We start from the raw sequence: 21,137 nt of genomic DNA on the forward strand, positions 1-21,137 counted from the left end.
GAGATTAAACAAAAAAAACCACGCCTTTTGAGCATGGTTTTCTTTTATTTTAAGACTTTTCCGTTTTTATCTTTAAAACGGTATTCTAAGTATGTGTAAGCATCTCTTGGTAAAATCTTGACCCATTTTTTATATTCTAAAAACCATTTAGAACGTACGGATGGAAATCCTTTTGTTAAATATGCAGCAATAAACGGGTGTGTGTTTAAAACAATACCGTTGTTGCTATTTTTACTTTTAATGATGCGTTCCAGATCGAAACTTATTTTATTTATTAAAACTATTGGGGCTTCAACTTCGCCTCCGTTTCCGTTCGGGTTTTCCTCACGAGTTTTAATATTCATTTCTGGTCTTACGCGTTGCCTTGTAATTTGTATGAGGCCAAACTTGCTTGGAGGTAGGATTTTGTGTTTGGCTCTATCGTCTCGCATTTCTTCTCTTAAATGGTCGTATAGTTTTCTACGGTTGTCTGCATTAGACATATCGATAAAATCTACAACAATAATACCTCCCATATCTCGTAAGCGTAACTGCCTTGCAACTTCCGATGCAGCAATTAGGTTTACTTCTAGAGCGGTGTCTTCTTGAGATTTGGCTTTGTTCGAACGGTTTCCGCTGTTTACATCAATTACGTGTAAAGCTTCGGTATGTTCGATAACCAAATAGGCACCTTTACTGGAAGATACGGTTCGTCCAAAAGAAGTTTTTATTTGTCGTTCTATTCCGTATTTTTCAAAAATTGGAACATTCGACTCATACAATTTTACAATCGATTCTTTCTGTGGCGCAATCTCATGTAAGTAATCTTTAATTTGATAATAAAGCGTCTCGTCGTCTACGTAAATTCCTGTAAAATCGTCGTTAAATACGTCTCTTAAAATAGAGGCGGCACGATTCATTTCACTTAAAACTTTAGACGGATAGTTTGCCTTATAAATTTTTTTACACAACGCTGTCCATTTGGCTAACAGGTTGTTTAAATCTTTGTCTAGTTCGGCGACTTTTTTGCCTTCTGCCACTGTTCGTACAATTACTCCAAACCCTTTTGGGCGGATACTTTGAACGAGCCTTTTAAGTCGGTCTTTTTCTTCCTTGCTTTCTATTTTTTGAGAAACAGAAACCCTGTCGGAAAAAGGAACCAATACCAAATACCTTCCGGCTATCGAAAGCTCAGAACTTATTCGTGGTCCTTTGGTGGAAATAGGCTCTTTTACAATTTGTACTAATATAGATTGATTGGCTTTTAACACGTTGTTAATCGTGCCATCTTTATCTATATCTTTTTCAAATGGGAAGTCTTTTAAAGAGAAATCTTTTAATTTACCTGTGCTTACACGTTTGATGAATTTCAGCAAGGAACTCAGTTGCGGACCTAAATCGTGGTAATGCAAAAACGCATCTTTTTCGTATCCTACGTTTACAAAAGCAGCGTTTAAACCCGTTACAGGTTTGCGCACTTTTGCCAGCATGATATCACCCACAGAAAAATCGCTACTTTCTTCTTCCTTGTGTAATTCAACAAGTTTTCCATCCTTTAATATGGCAAAATCAACGTCAGAGGAACTAGATCTTACAATTAATTCTTTATTCACTCTGAATGAATTTTTATCTGCCTTGAAATTATACCTCTTTACTTTCTTTTTCTGCTGAAGGTAATCGGGTAAAACATCAAAACCGATGGATTAAACAATAAATTTGTTCCGCCATGAGGCGAAATAAATTTTTACTACAGGTTTTTTTGAATAAACCCAGCGAAATAACCTTAACTCTCTGGAGCTAAGATGATTTCTTTTTCAATGAACGTTTTGTACGTTAAGTGTACAATCACTTAAAAAAGAAAAAGTAGTTATCTAACTACTTTTTCTTGTGACGGTTAGCTCTTCTTCTTTTCTTACGCTTGTGCGTAGCTACCTTATGTCTTTTTCTTTTTTTACCGCTTGGCATCGACTTTAATTTTTTATATTAATACTTATTTTACTTCTACACTTGTCTTAACACCCTCTACAAATACTTTTGCGGGCTTGAAAGCTGGAATGTTGTGAGCAGGAATCTTAATAGTTGTGTTTTTAGAAATGTTTCTACCTGTTTTTTCTGCTCTTGTTTTGATAATAAAACTACCAAAACCTCTTAGATACACATTATCACCGCTTTCTAATGAGTTTTTCACCTCTTCCATAAAGGACTCTACAGTTGCCTGTACATCTCCCTTTTCCATGCCAAGTTTCTCTGAAATCTTAGCTACAATGTCTGCTTTAGTCATTTTTTTATATTTGTTTACAGTGTTATAAATTTAGGGGATGCAAATATATAAATTAATTACCCAATAAATAAAGTGTAAATAATTAAAATTTAACTAAATAAAGCTATTATTTTTGAAACCGATAAAGAAACATATGGATTTTAAAGGCGTTATCATGCTTTGGTATGATGAAAATAAACGGATTTTACCCTGGCGAACAACCAAAAATCCATACAAAATTTGGCTTTCTGAAATAATGCTTCAGCAAACAAGAGTCGAACAAGGACTCCCATATTACCTCAAATTTACTGAAAAATATCCAACCGTTTTTGAGCTTGCAAACGCATCCGAAGAAGAAGTTTTGAAACTTTGGCAAGGTTTAGGCTATTATTCGCGTGCTAGAAATTTGCATGCAACTGCCAAGAAAGTAGCTTTTGAATTAGACGGGAAGTTTCCAAACACCTATAAAGAATTAAAAAAACTTAAAGGAATTGGCGATTATACAGCAAGTGCAATTGCTTCTATTTGCTTTAACGAAGTTGCTCCCGTGGTCGACGGGAATGTGTATAGAGTGTTGGCGCGCTTCTTTGGGATTGCTACGCCTATTAATAGTACAGAAGGAATAAAACAATTTAAACAATTGGCTACCGAGCTTATTGATGCAAACGACCCTGGCACCTACAACCAAGCAATTATGGAGTATGGAGCCAAGCAATGTAAGCCACAATCGCCCAATTGCGAGGTGTGCAATTTGCAAACAAAGTGTGTGGCTTTTGCTGAAAATCGGGTAAATGAGCTTCCTGTAAAATTGAAGAAAACGAAAATTAAAAATAGATACTTTAATTATATCGTCTTTAATGATGCGCATAAAACCATACTTCAACAACGAACAAAAAAGGATATTTGGCTTAATTTATATGAATTTCCTCTGGTAGAAACTTCCGAAGAAATAACGATGGAGGCTTTAAAGAAGAATGAAAGTTTTATCGACTTAACTAAAAATCACAATTTCGAGATACATCTTTATAATCAAGTAGCAAAAGTTCATAAATTATCACATCAACATATATATACTCGTTTTTGGATTGTAACTTTGCAAGATGAATTAAAAGAAGGCATTGCTGTAAATACAGTTGCAGATTACCCTGTACCTGTATTGATTGCCAATTTTGTAGAAGATTTTGGTTTTTAAGGAGTAGTGTATTCCTATTTAATAACCCGAATTGTGTATTTTACAGTAAATTTTAATACATTTATAAATTAACGAATAAGAAATAAAAACATGAGTGGAACGTTAAACAAAGTAATGCTAATTGGACATTTAGGAGACGATGTAAAAGTAACCTATTTTGAAGGAGGAGGAAGTATTGGGCGTTTTCCGCTAGCAACCAACGAAACCTATACAAATAGACAAAGTGGTGAGCGTGTTACCAATACCGAATGGCATAACATTGTGGTTCGAAATAAAGCTGCCGAAATTTGCGAAAAATATTTAAGCAAAGGTGATAAACTATATGTGGAAGGACGCTTAAAAACTAGACAATGGCAAGGCGAAGACGGAAATACACGATATACAACCGAAATTCAGGTTACCGATTTTACGTTTCTAACCAATAAAGCAGATAGTGCGGGTGCTTCAATACCAATGCAAAACCAAAATAGCGGAAGCCAACAACCAACATCAGCACCGCAAACGTATAATAAACCAACTGAGCAATCGCCGTTGTCGCAAGATGCAGACGACGATTTGCCATTTTAATTAAGTTTAATCAAAACAAAAAACTTTGGACCCAGAGCCCTCGAGTTTATTTTCAATAGCACTTTTTATCGATTCAGCTTCAATTATTAAATTGATAGTTTTAGTTGTATTACTTATCTGTTCTGCTTTAATTTCTGGAGCAGAAGTAGCATTTTTCTCTTTATCGCAAACCGATTTAAATGAGGTGGAAGATTCTAAAACTTCCGCAGGAGCAATTATTGTAAAACTCCTTAACAAACCAAAAAAACTATTGGCTACAATTTTGGTGGCCAACAATTTTATAAACATCGCCATTGTACTTTTGTTTAGTTCGCTTGGCGAATTTTTGTTTGGTGCTTTAGAAACTGGAATTGTTCGTTTTATTATAGAAGTTGGTGTCGTTACATTTTTGATTTTACTTTTCGGAGAGATTCTTCCGAAAGTTTACGCCAGTCGAAACCGAATCAAATTCGCCTATTTTATGGCGTATCCGCTGAATGTGTTGGACACGCTTTTCTATCCGTTAAGTATGCCAATGCGTTCTATCACTTTATTTTTACAAGATAAATTGGGAAAGCAACGTACAAATATTTCGGTCGACCAACTTTCGCACGCACTCGAACTTACTTCTGAAGAAGATACAACAGTAGAAGAACAGAAAATTTTACAAGGAATTGTTTCTTTCGGAAACACCGATACTCGCCAAGTAATGCAACCGCGAATTGATGTTTTTGCACTTAATGAAGAAATGAAGTTTCAAGAAATTGTCGATGAAATTATTAAAAACGGATATTCTCGAATTCCTGTTTTTAAAGACAATATGGACAATGTTACTGGAGTGTTGTATGTAAAAGATTTGTTGCCGTATTTAGATAAGAAAAACTTTGATTGGGCTTCTTTGAAACGCGACCCTTATTTTGTTCCTGAAAATAAAAAGTTAGACGATTTGCTAAAAGAATTTCAAGAGATGAAAAACCATTTAGCAATTGTGGTTGATGAATACGGAGGAACTTCTGGTTTGGTTACTTTAGAAGATATTATTGAAGAAATAGTTGGAGATATCAGTGACGAGTTTGATGATGAAGATTTGGTATTTTCAAAGCTCGATGAAAAAAATTATGTCTTCGAAGGAAAAACAGCCTTGAAAGATTTTTACAGAGTTATCGATATTGAAGATGAAAGTATTTTTGAAGATAACAAAGGCGAATCGGAAACCATTGCTGGTTTTGTGCTAGAAATTGCAGGAAGTTTCCCTACCAAAGGAGAAAAGATAACGTTTAACGATATTACTTTTGTGGTAGAAGCGTTAGATAAAAAACGAATCAAACAAATAAAAGTAACCCTCAATTGAAAAGAATAATCCTCCAAAGCCTTATCCTTATTAGTTTCTTGATGTTTTCTTGCGGAGGCGACCCTTTGCCAAAACCAAAAGGAATGCTTCGTTTGGAATATCCGAAGGCAAGTTACTCGCAGTTAGATACAACTTGCGCATATGCTTTTGATATCAATAAAGAAACAGTAGTAACGTTAACCAATAATTGTGCGTTAACCTTGCAATATCCAAAAATGAATGCGAGTATCTTTATTACCTACAAACCTGTAGCCGATAATTTAGACAAACTACTTCGTGATGCGCAGAAACTAACCTACGAGCATGTTGCCAAAGCCGATAATATACAGGAGCAACCTTTTGTAAACCCTACCAATAAAGTTTACGGAATGTTTTATGTAGTTTCTGGAAATGCAGCATCGGCATCGCAATTTTATGTAACGGATAGTACTTCGCATTTTTTAACAGGGTCGCTTTATTTCAATACAAAACCAAATTACGATTCGGTTTTACCTGCAGCTAAATATTTAGAAGAAGACATCCGAAAGATGATGGAGACTCTACATTGGAAGTAAAAAGAGGTAGTAGCTTCAGTATATATAAAAAACGTCATTCTGATTAACTTGAGAATGACGTTTTTTTAATATGTTTCAGCTGTTTGAATTTACTCAGCTAAAAGCTTTTCTGCATTTTCGATGCTTGTATTTATTTGTTCTTTAAGCGCTGTTACTTCTTTTTCTTCTTCATCTAGAAGCGCTTTTTTCTCTTCAGATAATTCCTTTCCTTTTAAAATTTCCTCATGGTCAAATTTTGTTCCGAAATCTTGCATCCAATCCATCATACTTTTATGAGCAGCCTGTAAATCTTCTTTTGCGGCGTTATATTTTAAGCCTACTTCGGTCGTGTCAGCTTTTGCATTTAACTCCCCAATTAATTTGTTTACGGTACTCATTTTTGGCATTAAGCTATCGTGCACAGCCATTACTGTTTCCATTTGAGTAGGGCCAGCGTTTTTAGTTTCTGTTTTACAACTTATTGCTGAAAGTGAAACTGCTAAGGCGAGGACAAGTAATCTTTTCATGATTTATTATTTTAAAAATGATAATTTTTTCAGTTTAAACAATTCAAAAATACATATTAAAAGCACACTAATTCCAAATAACGGAAGCAAGATGCATAGCAAACCAATAATAAAAACTATAAAATAGTTGAGTTTAAATGATGCAGGAACTTTAGGAACACCCCAATCTCCTTTTCGTTTGCGTAAAACATACGAGACTAAAGCCGACAAACTCATTAGGAATAAAACAATGCCAGTAAAGAGCATTAATACCCAATTCCATTTTCCAAATTGCCCTTGATGAAATGCCATAACCCACATTCTCCCACGCATTAAAATACCAACATCTTCCCAGTTGTGTTTTAAAACTTGAGAGCCAGTATAGGGGTTAAAATGAATCATTTTTTGCTGATTTAAATCTTCGTAGTACGTATTTGAAACACTAAAAACACCATTATCACCTTTCGGAAAACCAATTTTTACGTCTCCAGAAAGCTGTAAAGCTTTTGCTTTTGCAACCATTTCGTCAAGACTAATCATTTTAGTGTTTTCTTCAGTAACAGAAAATCTATTCCAGGTACTTGGATATCCAGTATTTGTTACATTTTGCACCCATTTAAATCCGGCTCCAAAAACATCTGTCCAAGGTAAGCCGCCTGCTAAAATCAGTAAAAATAAAATAGACATCCAAAACCCTGTAATAGCGTGCGTATCTCGAAAGAAAGTACGTTTCCCCAGATTGGTACGAGGGATAAAGTATCCTTTAATTTTCCATCCGCGTTCTGGCCACCATACATAAAGCCCGGTAATGATAAGTACTACCATCCAACAGGCAATGAGTTCTACAATTTTGGTTCCGTAACTTCCCATTAAGAGTTCGCCGTGCAGTTTTCTAACTTTGTACATAAACGATTCTTTTGGGATAATTTCTCCTGAAATGCTTCCTTGGTAGGGATTTACAAAAAGGCTTGTTGCTTCTCCAAACATTCCCGAAGTAAATTCGGTAGCCTGCGTAGTTTCCGAAGGAATAATCATTCCGTTAGGTTTTTTAATTGCATTTGCATTCGCAATTTCCCATTGTTCTTGGTAGCTAATCGGAGTTCCTTCAGCAATAACCTCTTTAATTGGCTTGTAAATAGGAGCTTCGTATTGTGCTTTAAAGAGGTAAATAGTTCCTGTTACCGACAATAACAGTATAAAAGGCAAGGAGATGAGTCCGGCTATAAAGTGCCATTTCCAAAGCCATTTGTTGAGTTTGTTGTTTTTTGCCATGTTTTAAAACTTGTATTTAACACCAAAATGAAACGCTCTAGGGTTTCCTATGGAGTAATTGTTTTCTCTACTGTACCTGTTATATGACGCTCTAGTTGAATACAAACTGTCGAAAATATTTAAAGCGTGTGCCCAAATTTCGAATTGATAGAGTTGATAGCTTGCACGCAGATTGAAAATATTATGTCCGTCGTAAGTTGCAGTGCTATAACTACCATCACCATTATCTATTTGGTTTTCAAAACTGGTATTGTATTTTCCTACTAATTCATATTCTAAACCAATACTAAAGTTTTTAATAAAATTAGGCTGATAGTTTATTTGTGTATTTCCAAGTAAGTTTGGCGCTGTTTCTTGATCGGTGTCGGAATAGTCAATTCCGCTGTCGTAAAATTTAATATAACGATGTTTTGCGTAGCTTCCGTTATGACTAATACTCAATTCTGGTACAGGTTTAAAAGTAATGCCATATTCAATACCGTACGAGCGTGTTTTTCCTGCATTTGCATTGTAGTATTGGTCGTTGTTATCTCGAAGTGTTACCAAGGTGTTTTTCCCGTCTAAAATATAAAGCGCAGCATCGAGTTTCCATTTGTCGGATACAAAATAACCTCCAATTTCGTAATTGTTATAAGAACTCGGTTTTAAATCGAATACTTCTCCGCCAACACCAACATAACTATTTCTGTATAAAGTTGAAGTCTCTGGTGGCGTAAAACCGTTAGAATAATTGGCATAAACACCTGTGTGATTGTTTAGGTTGTAGTTGAGTCCGATTTTTGGTGCAATATTGTCGTATTGGTTTCTAGAATCTTTTGGTCCTGCTTGTCCATCTAGTAAATTGTTGTAGTCGTATTCAAAACGGTCGTAACGTAACGCGGCTGTTACTTTTAAATTTTCAAGCGGATTTATTTCATACTGAAGGAAGCCTGCATAATTTAAAATATCGGCATCGTAGTTTAAAATGTATGAACTGTTATCGAGTGAATATGCTGTGTTTACACCAGTGTTTGGATCGACAGTTACATCGATGGTTTCGGCGATATACGATTGCGGAGAGTAATCTACCGTAGCTCCAACAATTAAAGACGAATTGGCAAAGTTGAAATCTTTTTTATGCTGAATAAGTCCTACAAAACTATTAAATTTATTTGTGTTAGTTTCTCCTGAACCTTCGCCTGTAAGTTGACCGTTTTGTCTAAATTGACTTATGCGATACGAAGGAATTTGGTCCATTTGATTGTTTCTAAACACGAAATTGAAGGCTGTTTTGTTTTGTTCGTTCCAAATTTTTGTTAGCGTAGAACGGTATCTAAAAGCCTTAGCTACGCGTTCGGTAAAAGTTTGGTCGCTTTCGTAATTGCCTGCGTTGTAGTCTTCTTCTGTTAAAGAACCAGTCATGTCCGACCGGTAATCAATCAAGTCAATCATATTTGTCCAAGTGGTAGACTCGTTAAGTTGATATACGGTTTTAAATGACACAGCAAATTTTTCGTAATCACTGTGTTGAATTGGACCGTTATTTCGTTGGACGTATTGCGAGCCGAGGTAAAGACCTAATTTCTCACTTACATTTTTAGAAGCTTCAAAAGCGTATTTTGTAAGCCCCATATCGTTAATTTCGAAACCAAGGCTTCCTTCGAGTTCTGGTGTTGGATTTTTGGTGATAAAGTTGAAACTTCCACCAATAGCTTCGCTCCCGTATATACTGGAAGCAGGACCTTTTAAAACTTCCACTCTACCAAAAGTAACATCGTTCATTTCTAGTAGGGCATTATGGTTAAAAACTGCCGTTGGCCGAATTGGAAGTCCGTCTTCTAGATATAAAAATAGCGATTTGGTTGAAATTGGAGACCTTACAGCCATCATGTGTTGCTCGTTGCTTGAAGCTTTGGAAGTCGACATATACACTCCAGGCGCTTGGTTGACTAGTTGCTCAATCCCGAAAGGTTTTGTTTCTTCAATGGTGTTTGCGCTAATAACTGATATAGCACCAGGAATTTCGGAGCGTTTTTGCGCTTCGCGACTTGCAGAAACTATAATTTCTTCAAGCGCTTGAGTGTCTTCTTGTAAAATGATGACATTGGAAGTGTTTGTAAATGTAACAATTTGGGTTTCGTAGCCCATATATTTTATGATGACTTCAGGACTGTTTAGCGTAATATTGAAGTTTCCATTGCTATCGGTTGCAACACCTTTGTTGACACTGTTTTTAGCGATAACAGCAACTCCCGTTAGTGGTGTATTTTGTACATCGGTTACTTTGCCAGTATAAGTTGTTTGGGCGTAAAGTACCGAGTTTGCTATAAAAATAAAGATGGCAAAAATTATATTTTTCATGTGTTTATTTTGTTATTTTTTTGAAAGTACACATGGAATCTCATTAGTTAAAACACTACTCGAAATAGCGGTTTTAACCTTATAGATTTCATTTTTTCTTGATTGTTTTTTGTTTAAATGAACAAACTTTTGTGAGGATAAAAGATTCGAAAAGGCACATTTTTGCTTTACACTTGTGGTTATAAAAAAGTGTTGTTATTGCGTTAGGGATTGGAGCTAGCTACCATGTAGCGCGTAAAGCCCGCCCGCAGGGAACGCCAAAAATGAATTTCGAATAATTTGCAATTAAGAAAAAATAGGAGGGTGGAAGTGCTGCTCGCTTGTTAAAAAGCGGTATTGATTATGGTAATTGTTATGATTTTTTTGTGGTGTTGTAGTTGTAGTTTCGCTCGGGAGGTTAATAAGTGTTACAAAACCTATTGGATACTCTTTTAAATCGATAGCGGGTAGGTTTTGCTTTTTCTCGTTGTTTTGTTCTTCGAGCATTTGCATTAAATAACATTTTCCGTCGCAATGCATCTCGGGCTTGTCTTTATTAATACAAAGGTATTCTGCAATGTAGTCTTGATTTATCACATAGTCGAAAACTGGCAATACAGGCTTGAGCATGGCAAGCATGTATAACAATGTAAATACTATTGGAAAAAATCGTTTCACAAAATGGATTTTCGCATTTTCGTTTGCAAAAATATATAAAAGCTTCAATTTTTTGCTGAAAAATGGATTTAAATTGTGTTTGGAAGTGAAAGGATATAGTTTTATTTGAAAAAAAGCTGTCGTAAAAAGTTTAATTATACGTCAAACTTTTACGACAGCCTTATATTAATTTGTTTTTTTAAAAGAATTATTCAAAATCGGCAGCGGTAAACTCCGGATTAATTTTAACTTCCGAAAGCGTATGAACAAGTGGTTGTCCTGCCATAGAAGCTTCTCTAGTACTTGGTACTTTAATACCTTCGTGCTCTTTATAATCTTTTAAGAAAGTCTCTTGATTTTGTGTTTGTCCGCCAATTGAAGTAACAGTTGCCTCTTTCACTTTTAATCCGCTTTCTATATCGTAAAAATAAGAAGCTTGTACCACCTCACCAGCAACATCTACTCTGTAAGCGTCTTTTCCGTCTACTTTTTCAACTCCAGCCAATTTAACTTTGCTGTTGTTTAAGAGTGTAAGTTCAGGAAAAGTTCCTTTGTCAGTTTTTAAGTCGTTTACCATTGCTGGAGGGATTGGTAGTTTATTTCCACCTTGCTTCATAAAAGCATCGTCTCCGCTTGCAACAATATCCATCATTGAGCTACCATTCATATAAATATGAGCAGCAGTTCTGTTGGCTTCTCTTTGCGTTACAGTTTTAATAGTGGCACCATTAAAGCTAGATTCGTAAACAAATTCGATAGCTTTTAGCGCTTCGATTTTGTCTTTTCCTCCAATAGCATTTAGGTAGTTTGTCAACACATCGTTTGCAGTAACACCCTCTGGAGTTGCAACATTGTAGTTTGGTTTTTCTACTTGATTTGCTTTTTTATCGTAATACGTAACAGGGTAGTTCAGCGCTTCTAATTTATCTGCAATTTCACTTCCTTTTCCTGTAACTACGATACGAGCGTTGTCTTCTTTGAAATATTTTTGCGCAACACGTTGTACATCTGCAACAGTAACAGCATTTATTTTTTCAAGGTAGTTTAAGTAGAAATCTTCTGGAAGGTTGTTTGTTTTGATATTAAGTGCGTAACGAGCAATTGTTCTCGGGTTTTCGAGCGCTAACACAAAGTTTCCAACGTATTTTGCTTTTGCATTTACCAAGTCTTCTGTGCTTACAGGTTCGGTTCTAATACGTTTTATTTCTTTCATGAATTCTACAACAGCGCTATCGGTTACTGCGTTTCTTACACTTGCAGATGCTGAAAATTGAGAAGCGTTGTATTGGTCTGTATTGATACTAGAACGCGCTCCGTACGTATAACCGTGTGCTTCGCGTAAATTCATGTTAAGGTAACTACCAAAACCTCCTCCTAAAATATAGTTTGCAATAAGTGCGGCATGATAATCTTTGTCCGACATTTTTAAGTCGACCATATTTCCAACTTCAATTTCCGATTGTACAGCATTTGGCATATCAACAAAGTTGATTTGTGTGTACTGTACATCTTTTGGAGCCGAATATGTTACTTGTGGTGCATTTCCTTTTTTCCATTTACCAAAAGTATCCTTAACTAGTTTTTCAACTTCTTTTGCTTTAACATCTCCAACGATAACCAAATATGCTTTTTCTGGTTTGAAGTAAGTGTTGTAGAAGTTTTGAACATCGTTTAATGAGATGTTTTGTAAGTTTTCTGCGGAAAGAAATTCGCCATAAGGATGATCTTTTCCAAAAGCTAACGCATTTGTTACTCTCGCAGCGATACTCGATACATCATTGTCTGATGATTTGATACCTTCTTCCAGTTGCTTTTTCTTTTTGTCAAATTCTTCTTGACTAAAAACAGGATTCAAGGCACCGTCTGCCATTAATGATAAAATTTCTGGGAAATATTTTGAAAGACAACTAGCGTAAGCGCTTTGCGATCCAAAATTAACCGAAGCACCTAGAAAGTCTACGCGCTCATTAAATTCGTCTTTGCTTTTTGTTGTTGTTCCGCTTCCGAGTACATCTCCTGTTAATTGAGAAACTCCAACTTTTTGTCCTTCTACAATAGGAGCATTGTCTATTGTTAAAGTGGTAGTAACTCGCGGAAGTTTATGATTTTCTACAACCATTACCGTTAAGCCGTTGTTTAATACAAAGGTTTCTGGTTCTGCCAAATTAATGGTTGGTGCTGGACCAGGAGCTGGTTGTTTTGAGCGATCTATTTGTGCAAATGTAAACCCTACACTAAATAGTAATATGATAGATAATATTCTGGTTTTCATGTGTTTTTATTTTTCTTGTGCAGTTTTTGGTAAATATTCTAATCGCAAACGTTGGTTTTTGTTAAGGTACTTATTTGCAACTCTTTTAATGTCTTCTCTGGTGATGTTTCTGTAAATTTCAATTTCAGAATTAATTAAATTAGTATCACCATACAACATATAGTAGCTTGCCAACGAACTTGCAATTCCAGAAATACTAGCATTTGAGTTTACAAAGTCGTTTTCCATTTTATTCTGAAGTTTAGTGTAGTCGTTTTCAGAAATTAATGAAGTTTGAAGTTTTTTAATTTCTTCGTCGATTTCAGTTTCTAATTGTGTCATAGAAACATCGCCCAACGGAAGTGCAAAAATATTGTACATACTGTAATCTTCTTGACTTCTGTTAAAGGCAAAAACCTGTAAAGCCGATTTGTTTTCGTCGACCATTTTTTTGTATAGTTTAGATGTTTTACCATCACTTAAATATGTTGAAATCATATTTAACACATACGAATCTTTTTCAGTTCTGGCAGGAGTTCTGTAGCAAAGTGCCAATGCTGGAATTTGAATATTGCTATCGTATTCGGTAGCAGTCATTTGTTGTGTGATAGGAGCCTCTTTAGGATGAGTTCTTTCTATCGCTGCACCTCTTGGAATTGGTCCGAAGTAATCTTGGATCATTTTTTGAGTTTTGGCAATATCAATATCACCAGCAACTACAAGTACAGCGTTATTTGGTACATAATACTTTTTAAAGAAAGCTTTGAATTCATCCAAAGTTGCAGCGTCCAAATGTTCCATCGATCCAATAACACTCCAACGATATGGGTGGTTGGTAAATAAGTGTGGCTGAATAGCAGTCCCGTAGCTTAGTCCGCCATAAGGAGCATTATCAACACGTTGGCGTTTTTCTTCTTTTACAACTTCGTTTTGAGTTTCTACGCCTATTTCATTAATTACTGGATGCATTAATCTTTCAGACTCCATCCAAAGTCCTAATTCTACTTTGTTTGAAGGGAATACTTCGTAATAATAAGTTCTGTCTGAAGTAGTATTTGCATTGTTGCTACCTCCATTGGCACTTACAATTTTAAACCACTCGCCACGTTCAATGTTTTCGGTTCCTTCAAATAATAAATGTTCGAAGAAATGTGCAAAACCTGTGCGTTCTGGGTTTTCGTCTTTCGATCCTACGTGGTACATCACCGAAGTGGTAACCACAGGAGCCGTATTGTCTTGGTGAAGAATTACGTGTAAGCCATTGGCCAAATCGTATTCTTGAAATTTAATTTCCTGAGCAAAAGAAGCGGTGCAAAAAGAGGCTACCATTGCTAAAGAGAGTAGTTTGTGTTTCATCTGTTGTTGTTTTTAAATGGTCAGATGGAATGTTTTATACTGAAGTAAATAGGGTGCTTCAACATGAAAACATTTCATAATTAAATAAATAGTTTTGTTGTTTGACTTCTTTTTAACAAAAATGTTACGACGATTTTTGTTAAAGTTTCTAAGCTAATGATTTTTTTCTACACAAAAAACAGTCAAATAACAATTAAAAAATGTTTAACGTTTTTAGTTTCTATTTTTTGTAACTTAACTGCTTGTAAACCAAAACACTGAAGCAATGAATTTTTTTAAGCACTTTTTTAAATATGCTGTTTATATAGCACTCGGATTGATAGCATTTTTTTTAATTTTTAAAATCTTCGGATTACATAAATATATATGGTTAAGGTTGTTAAACGGAATTATTGTAGCCTACGGGTTGTACTTTGTAATTAAAAAGCAAAAAGAAATTCTAGGAGCAGATTTTGATTTATTTTCCGGAGGATTGGCAGCAATTTATACTGGGTTTGTAGCCTCCACACTTTTTATAATTTTCATGGCAATTTATATGTATCATATCGATGTAGGATTTCCTGCTGAAGTAATGGGAACTTGGATTGAAGACTACAATCAAGGGCCTGCAATACTGCTATTTGTACTTTTAATTGAAGGGTTTGCAGCCTCCATGATTATATCATTTGTACTAATGCAAAAGTTTAAACCGAGTTGGAACTTAAAAAAAACACTCTAAAAGCTATAAAAACATTTGTTCTTTAATGATTTAGCAGTATATTTGCACCCGCTTAAATTTTAATTTGAGCACATTTATAAAGTTAAATTTATTAATAACAACGCTATGTACGCAATTGTAGAGATAGCAGGGCAGCAATTTAAAGTTGCGAAAGACCAAAAGGTTTTTGTTCATCGTTTAGCTTCTGAAGAAGGAGATAAAGTATCTTTTGACAATGTTTTATTGTTAGATAATGATGGAGCAATCACTTTAGGCGCCCCGGCTATAGACGGAGCTTCAGTAGAAGCGAAAGTCGTTAAGCACTTAAAAGGTGATAAAGTAATCGTTTTCAAAAAGAAAAGACGTAAAGGTTTCCGTAAGAAAAACGGTCACAGACAATCTTTAACTGAAATCGTTATTGAAAACATCGTAGCTAGCGGAGCAACTAAAAAAGAAGCTCCTAAAAAGAAAGCAGCAGCTAAAACTGAAGAAGCGAAGCCAGCAGCAAAGAAAGCTACTAAAAAATCTACTTCTAAAAAAGGAGACGATTTAAAGAAAATTGAAGGAATTGGTCCTAAAGCAGCAGAGGCTTTAACAAATGCAGGAGTTGATACTTTTGCTAAATTAGCTAAAAAATCTGCAGACGAGGTTAAAGAAATTTTAACTGAGGCTAGTTCAACTTTAGCACATTTAGATCCAGGAACGTGGGCAGCGCAAGCAGACCTTGCAGCAAACGACAAATGGGACGAGCTAAAGAAATGGCAAGACGAATTAAACGGTGGTAAATAATCCATCGAGATTTTTTTAAAATAAAGTATAACATTTCTTGATGTAATCAAGAGCATTAAAACCGAAAGAAATGGCACACAAAAAAGGTGTTGGTAGTTCCAAGAACGGTAGAGAATCAGAATCGAAACGATTAGGAGTTAAGATTTTTGGTGGTCAAGCTGCAATTGCTGGAAATATCATCGTAAGACAAAGAGGTACTTCGCACAATCCAGGTGAAAATGTATATATGGGGAAAGACCATACATTACATGCCAAGATTGACGGTATCGTTAAGTTCCAAAAGAAAAGAGATAACAAATCATACGTTTCAATAGAGCCTTTCGAGGCATAATTGAGCTTACTCTCTTATGGTATTAACCCTTCCTATTCTCAAATTAGGAAGGGTTTTTTTATGCTTGAAGTTTACGTTAATTATGTATCAATTTTCTAAAGCACAAGTTTGCTGAAAGTTTATATGTGTTTATTTGACCTTTTAAAAAAGTGTTGAAAATCAAGGAAGCAGCGTAGGCTGAAAGATAAAAAGCTGTTTGAGCGCAGCGAGTTCTTTTTATCTGTGGCGGTTGTTTCCGTAGATTTTTTTATACTTTTTTAATTAGTCTTGACTTTTTTGTTTCGTTTTTGTGTCAAGACAAAAATGAAAAATAAACAACTCTATTAACTCTACTGAGTTGTATTTGCGTTTTTAGAATTTATATTGAAAATGAATCTTAATACTATAAAAACAACTTTTTCTTAACCGTTTATTAATTTCTATAAACTTTATAGCATGTATTTTTCGAGGTTTTAAAATATTGCTTCGAGTGAATTTTTATAAAGTCATACTGTTTTTTTTACTGCTGAATGTATCCAACTTATATGGGCAAGAGGTTGCAACCAATTATTCTTCCACACAACAAAGTATCGATAGCACCTTTTTTAAACTGAAGGATGAACTTACGTCTGCTATCGAACAACAAAACGATTCGCTTACTACCATTAAACATATCGAGTTTGCCAATTTTTATAACAACTCGGGTGCTGTAAATGAAGCTATTTTGAATTATCAAAAGGCATCCGATTTATTACAGCATACCGACGATACTTTAAAAGTGTACGTAAAATTGCAAATTGGGAGTATTAATTTTTTTATTAAACAATTTGAAATTGCAAAGCAAGCATACCTTGAAGCGCTTCAAGATTCTCGAGCAATGGATTATACTCGTGGTGAAGCAATGGCGCAAAGTGCATTGGGAAGTTGTTTTGAAAAGCAAGGGGATTTCAAACAGGCACTTGTCCATCAGCAGAAAAGTTTGACATTATTCGAGAGACTCAATGATTATTTAGGACTGGCACTTGTAAATGAAAACATTGGTAGTATTTATGAAGATCAGTTTGAGTTTGAAAAAGCTTATCAAGCTTTCCAACAGGCGCTAACCTACGTAGAAAAAACGAATGATGTAGATCGTAAAATTAATATTCTAAACAATTTGGGAGATGCCAATAGAAAGGCAGGGAAGTATGTTGATGCGTTGCCGTATACTGAACAGGCGGTTAAAATTGCTTTAGAAACTTCAAACTCGCATCAGTTGGAAAGTGCGTATAAAGACTTGTCTAAAAACTATGCTTTTTTGAAAGATTATGAAAAAGCTTATGGGGCATTGGTGCTATCTGATTCTATCCACGAAGAAATTCTGGAATTGCAAAACACCCGACAAGTGAATGCCTTGCAGGCGCTGTATGATGCCAAGAATAAACAGTCTAAAATAGATTTGTTGCTGAAGGAAAATCAAGTTAAGTCGGCGCACGAAAGTATGCTTTTGTTGGCGCTAGTTGGTTTGGTACTCTGTGCAATTGGCGCGTATTTGTACTTGAAGAAAAGAAAAGAAAGTGCGATAAAACTTCAGCATTATAAACAGCAAGTTTTAAAAGCCGATTTGGAAAAGAAGCAACTTATTGAAGAGAATTTACAACGAGAAATAGAACTTAAAACTACATCGCTTTCTAAGTACAGTTTGCATTTAGCGCATAAAAATAAAATGTTGGCAGATGTAGCGCACACGTTAAAAAACTTGAAAGGGAGGAAACAAATGGATGTGCATAGCAAACTCACATCGGTGGTGGAGTTGATAAACGATGACCTTTCTGAAAAACAAGAATGGGAAGAGTTTATGGGGTACTTTGGTCAAATTCATCCGAGTTTCTTCAAAAACTTAGAAAGTAAAACCCTCGAAGAATTGTCGTCTTCAGAAATGAGATTGTGCATGTTGTTAAAGCTGAATTTATCTTCCAAAGAAATTGCATCAATTTTGAGAATCACTCCAGATAGTATTCGAATAGCAAGGTATCGATTACGAAAAAAGTTAGCTATCAATTCCGGAGAAAAATTAACGAGTTTTTTACATCAGTTGTAGTGAATATTAAGACAAATGCTTTTTATGTTAATTCAATGTTACGCAAACTTAAATGTTGCCTTTGTATACTACCTAAAAATGCATTTTCATTACATTTTGTTTTCATGAGTTTTACGTGCTAAAGTCTTGTTAAATATAGATTTGCATAAAAATAAACCTAATTTTATGAAATCATTTAAACTAATTTTTGCAACCTTAATTGTTGCCTTTTTTGCGAGTAGTATGAGTGCTCAAAATGGGAATGTGCAGGGGGTAATTACCGACGAAAACGGAATTTATATACCTGGTGCAACTGTTTTAATTCAAGACTTAAATAAAGGAGTTGTTTCTGATGTAGATGGGAAATTTACATTTGTTGCTGTTCCTGCTGGAAAACACGAATTATTAATTAAGTATTTAGGGTTTTCTGATTACTTTCAAGAAATAGAAGTTATTGCAGGACAAACTGTAGCTGTTTCTGTAAGTTTAAATTCAGAAAGTTTAGAGCTTGAAGGTGTTGAAGTTTCTGCCTACGGATTGAGCGGACAGGCAAGAGCATTAAACACACAGAAAAATAACACCAATATTACCAATGTGGTTTCTACAGACCAGATTGGGAAATTTCCAGATGCAAACATTGGAGATGCTGTAAAACGTATACCAGGGATTACGATGCAAGTAGACCAAGGGGAGGCGCGTAATATTATTGTGCGTGGATTGTCGCCACAATTAAACTCGGTAACTTTAAACGGGAGCCGTATTCCTTCAGCAGAGGGAGATAACAGAAACGTTCAGATGGATTTAATTCCTTCAGACATGATCCAAACTGTAGAGGTAAGCAAAGCAGTTACACCAGATATGGATGGTGATGCTTTGGGAGGTTCTGTAAACTTAGTTACACGTACCGCTCCGCAAGGATTTAGAGTTTCGGCTACTGCTGGTTCTGGAATTAATTTTATTACTGATAAAAGAATTTTAAACGGATCGTTTTTAGTAGGAGATCGTACCAAAGACGGAAAGTTTGGATGGATGGTTTCTGCATCGATTAACGATAACGATTTTGGATCGGATGATGTTGAGGCTGAATGGAGCAATGAATTTGAGTACAACACAGGAATGCAAGATGCCGATGGCGAAGATATTCTTGAGGAATTAGATGTTAACCCATACGCTTCGGTTTACGAAACACGTACGTATTTGGTACAAAGAGTAAGACGTAGTTTTTCGGCAAATCTTGATTATAAGCTGAACGAAAATAATAGCGTTTACTTAAAAACAATGTACAACTGGAGAGACGATCGTGAAAATCGTTTTGTGTACAGCAACGAAATTTTAGACGGTGAAGATATTGGTGCAGATGACTTTATGATTGATAGCAACAACAATTTAGTTGCTTTTCCAATAGAGGCAAAAAGAGAAACCAAAGGAGGAATTCCTGGTGGAAGAATTCAAAATGCACGTTTGGAAGATCAAAGAATGCAAAACTATAGCATTGGTGGAGATCATTTATTTGGAGAATTGAAATTCGACTGGATGGCTTCGTATGCAAAAGCTTCAGAAGAGCGTCCGCATGAGCGATATATTACTTACGCAAGTGAGTTTGGAATCAACAGAAATTTAGATACTAAAAAACCAATTTTCACTCCTCAAGATGAAAGTGATAATGCACTTGGAAACTATGAGTTTGATGAACTTACAGAAGAATATCAGTATACAGAAGAAAAAGATATCAATGCATTTTTAAACTTTGAATTGCCAGCAGATTTCTTTGGAAACGGAGATGGAAGTATCAAATTTGGTGCGCGTACACGTATCAAAAATAAAAATCGCGATAATAACTTCTTTGAGTATTCGCCACTTGGTTCGCAATACGATACTATGGATTTAGTAGAAACTAGAGATTATACAGATGCAGATTATTTAGCGGGAAGTCAATACAAAGCTGGATATTTTGTTACGCCAGATTTCTTAGGAAACATGAAACTTACCGATGAAAGTCAGTTTGAAGGAGGGTCGGTTCCAGATGAATATTTAAGAGCTAACTTTGATGTAGATGAAGAAGTGTATGCAGGGTATGTAATGACGAAACAGCAGTTAACAGACAAGTTGAGTGTGTTGGCGGGTATTCGTATTGAAAACACACAAATTACAGCAACTGGAAATAGTATTTTAGACGAAGAAGATTTAATAGGAACAATTACAGAGAAGAGTTCGTATACCAATGTGCTTCCTGGAGTTCATTTTAAATATGATTTTTCTGATCAAACAATTTTGCGTTTTGCTTGGACAAATACATTAGCGCGTCCTAATTATGTAGATTTAGTGCCGTATGTAGATGTAATTTCTGAAGATGAAGAAATTGTATTAGGAAATGCCGATTTAGATCCAACAACTTCTATGAACTTCGATATCATGGCAGAACACTATTTTGAGTCTGTTGGTATTTTATCGGGAGGATTGTTTTATAAAGATGTAGATAAATTTATTTACACTTCAATTACCGAGGCTACAAGTGATATTTATGGAGATGATACAACAGGTTTCGACTTGTATCAGCCACAAAATGGAGACAATGCATCTATTTTTGGTGCTGAAGTTTCTTTGCAAAGACAATTAGATTTCTTACCAGGATTTGCCAAAAACTTCAATATTTACCTTAACTATACTTATTTAACATCAGATGCAAATGGTATTAAAAATGAAGATGGAGACGAGCGTGATGACATCGACTTACCAAACACATCACCAAACATGTTTAACGGATCGTTAGGATATAACGACAAGAAATTAAGCGTACGTTTATCTGCTAATTATTCTGATGCGTATATCGATGAAATTGGAGGAAACCCATTTGAAGATCGTTACTACGATGAGCAATTCTTTTTAGATTTTAGTGTAAACTACGCAATTACCAACAATATTAGAGTGTACGCTAATTTGAATAATATTACCAACCAACCTTTGCGTTATTACCAAGGAGTTAAAGGTAGAACCATGCAAATGGAATACTACGAAAAGCGCTTAACTTTTGGTATTAAATACGATTTGTTTAAAAAATAA

17 protein-coding genes are annotated in these 21,137 nt (G+C 35.3%); 9 read left to right on the plus strand and 8 right to left on the minus strand.

All coding sequences use genetic code 11. The annotated features are described in order from the left end of the window. Positions 1 to 44: 44 nt before the first annotated feature. Together JMA43_RS10685 and JMA43_RS10690 are read right to left on the minus strand one after the other, a co-directional pair. Positions 45 to 1,592, minus strand: coding sequence for a ribonuclease E/G (locus JMA43_RS10685; protein ID WP_342156579.1), 1,548 nt, complete (start codon positions 1,590 to 1,592; stop codon positions 45 to 47). Positions 1,593 to 1,969: 377 nt separating this feature from the next. Beyond that, complete coding sequence (locus JMA43_RS10690; protein WP_280985323.1) at positions 1,970 to 2,290, minus strand: HU family DNA-binding protein; 321 nt, start codon at positions 2,288 to 2,290, stop codon at positions 1,970 to 1,972. A gap of 103 nt (positions 2,291 to 2,393) precedes the next feature. Here JMA43_RS10690 and mutY point away from each other — a divergent pair, with 103 nt between their 5' ends. The 4 genes from mutY (at position 2,394) to gldD (ending at position 5,882) form a co-directional block, all read left to right on the plus strand. Beyond that, on the plus strand, positions 2,394 to 3,431 hold the full coding sequence (gene mutY / locus JMA43_RS10695; RefSeq protein WP_342156580.1) for an A/G-specific adenine glycosylase: 1,038 nt from the start codon (positions 2,394 to 2,396) through the stop codon (positions 3,429 to 3,431). Positions 3,432 to 3,521: 90 nt separating this feature from the next. After that, a complete protein-coding gene (locus JMA43_RS10700; protein ID WP_342156581.1) occupies positions 3,522 to 3,998 on the plus strand; it encodes a single-stranded DNA-binding protein in 477 nt (158 codons plus the stop codon). 25 nt (positions 3,999 to 4,023) lie between these two features. Continuing rightward, positions 4,024 to 5,328 carry a gliding motility-associated protein GldE gene (locus tag JMA43_RS10705; protein ID WP_342156582.1) on the plus strand — a complete coding sequence of 435 codons (1,305 nt, stop codon included), beginning with the start codon at positions 4,024 to 4,026 and terminating at the stop codon, positions 5,326 to 5,328. After that, entirely contained in the window at positions 5,325 to 5,882 is a 558-nt protein-coding gene (gene gldD / locus JMA43_RS10710) for a gliding motility lipoprotein GldD (RefSeq protein ID WP_342156583.1), read from the plus strand. The genes JMA43_RS10705 and gldD overlap by 4 nt, the downstream gene beginning before the upstream one ends. A gap of 89 nt (positions 5,883 to 5,971) precedes the next feature. Here the strand turns inward: gldD and JMA43_RS10715 are convergent, their stop codons facing one another. The 6 genes from JMA43_RS10715 to JMA43_RS10740 all read right to left on the minus strand — a co-directional run bounded on the left by JMA43_RS10715 (position 5,972) and on the right by JMA43_RS10740 (position 14,222). Then, positions 5,972 to 6,388, minus strand: coding sequence for a hypothetical protein (locus tag JMA43_RS10715; RefSeq protein ID WP_342156584.1), 417 nt, complete (start codon positions 6,386 to 6,388; stop codon positions 5,972 to 5,974). A gap of 6 nt (positions 6,389 to 6,394) precedes the next feature. Further along, positions 6,395 to 7,639 (minus strand): PepSY-associated TM helix domain-containing protein, encoded by a 1,245-nt coding sequence (locus JMA43_RS10720; protein WP_342156585.1) that lies wholly within the window; start codon positions 7,637 to 7,639, stop codon positions 6,395 to 6,397. Between the two features lie 3 nt (positions 7,640 to 7,642). Further along, positions 7,643 to 9,979, minus strand: a complete 2,337-nt coding sequence (locus JMA43_RS10725) for a TonB-dependent receptor (RefSeq protein WP_342156586.1) — start codon at positions 9,977 to 9,979, stop codon at positions 7,643 to 7,645. Positions 9,980 to 10,264: 285 nt separating this feature from the next. Continuing rightward, positions 10,265 to 10,636, minus strand: a complete 372-nt coding sequence (locus JMA43_RS10730) for a hypothetical protein (protein ID WP_342156587.1) — start codon at positions 10,634 to 10,636, stop codon at positions 10,265 to 10,267. Positions 10,637 to 10,823: 187 nt separating this feature from the next. After that, positions 10,824 to 12,887, minus strand: a complete 2,064-nt coding sequence (locus tag JMA43_RS10735; RefSeq protein ID WP_342156588.1) for a M16 family metallopeptidase — start codon at positions 12,885 to 12,887, stop codon at positions 10,824 to 10,826. A 6-nt stretch (positions 12,888 to 12,893) separates the two neighbouring features. Beyond that, positions 12,894 to 14,222: a M16 family metallopeptidase gene (locus JMA43_RS10740; RefSeq protein ID WP_342156589.1), complete on the minus strand. Its 1,329-nt coding sequence runs from the start codon at positions 14,220 to 14,222 to the stop codon at positions 12,894 to 12,896. Positions 14,223 to 14,487: 265 nt separating this feature from the next. Between JMA43_RS10740 and JMA43_RS10745 the strand changes: the two genes are divergently transcribed. From JMA43_RS10745 to JMA43_RS10765, 5 genes are all read left to right on the plus strand, one after another. Continuing rightward, a complete protein-coding gene (locus tag JMA43_RS10745) occupies positions 14,488 to 14,940 on the plus strand; it encodes a DUF4199 domain-containing protein (RefSeq protein WP_342156590.1) in 453 nt (150 codons plus the stop codon). 105 nt (positions 14,941 to 15,045) lie between these two features. Continuing rightward, a complete protein-coding gene (rplU, locus tag JMA43_RS10750) occupies positions 15,046 to 15,708 on the plus strand; it encodes a 50S ribosomal protein L21 (protein ID WP_342156591.1) in 663 nt (220 codons plus the stop codon). A 70-nt stretch (positions 15,709 to 15,778) separates the two neighbouring features. Continuing rightward, positions 15,779 to 16,039, plus strand: coding sequence for a 50S ribosomal protein L27 (gene rpmA / locus JMA43_RS10755; RefSeq protein WP_342156592.1), 261 nt, complete (start codon positions 15,779 to 15,781; stop codon positions 16,037 to 16,039). 469 nt (positions 16,040 to 16,508) lie between these two features. Continuing rightward, a complete protein-coding gene (locus JMA43_RS10760; RefSeq protein ID WP_342156593.1) occupies positions 16,509 to 18,098 on the plus strand; it encodes a tetratricopeptide repeat protein in 1,590 nt (529 codons plus the stop codon). Positions 18,099 to 18,263: 165 nt separating this feature from the next. Then, complete coding sequence (locus JMA43_RS10765; protein WP_342156594.1) at positions 18,264 to 21,137, plus strand: TonB-dependent receptor; 2,874 nt, start codon at positions 18,264 to 18,266, stop codon at positions 21,135 to 21,137.

This window comes from Joostella sp. CR20, assembly GCF_038433465.1.
Lineage (GTDB): Bacteria > Bacteroidota > Bacteroidia > Flavobacteriales > Flavobacteriaceae > Galbibacter.